Origin of the sequence: Gilliamella sp. B14384G10 (genome assembly GCF_016101685.1) — a bacterium.
Lineage (GTDB): Bacteria > Pseudomonadota > Gammaproteobacteria > Enterobacterales > Orbaceae > Gilliamella > Gilliamella apis_A.
On sequence record NZ_JACFQA010000014.1, the window covers coordinates 1 to 344 of the forward strand.

At 38.7% G+C, this 344-nt stretch carries 1 protein-coding gene; it reads left to right on the forward strand.

What is annotated here, in order from left to right; all coding sequences use genetic code 11:
- Nucleotides 1-344, forward strand: a 344-nt coding sequence (locus H3T54_RS11800; protein WP_198223320.1) for a hemagglutinin repeat-containing protein, incomplete at both ends; no start/stop codon positions are given.

The following is a 344-nucleotide window of genomic DNA, read 5'->3' on the forward strand; positions in this document are numbered from 1 at the left end:
AGATGATATCAACTTACGTGCGGAAAAAGGCAATATTGATATTGGTGCTAGTACGAATCAATCACATAGTGAAAGTAAAGGTTACCATAAAGTGATTGGTGAGCTTGGTGGCGATGGCTATAGTGGCACAGTGGGTTACCAACATTCACGATATAAAGAATTAGAAGATAAAGCAACACAAAGTAATATCCGCAGTGGACTTAACAGTGCTAAAGGCAATATCAATGTTATTGCTGGTGATGACGTCAAACTAGCGGGCGTCGATATTACCGCTGGTAAATCAGTAAACTTAACGGGTAAAAATGTCATTATGGAAACCAGTGAGGACAATATTTACCAAAAAG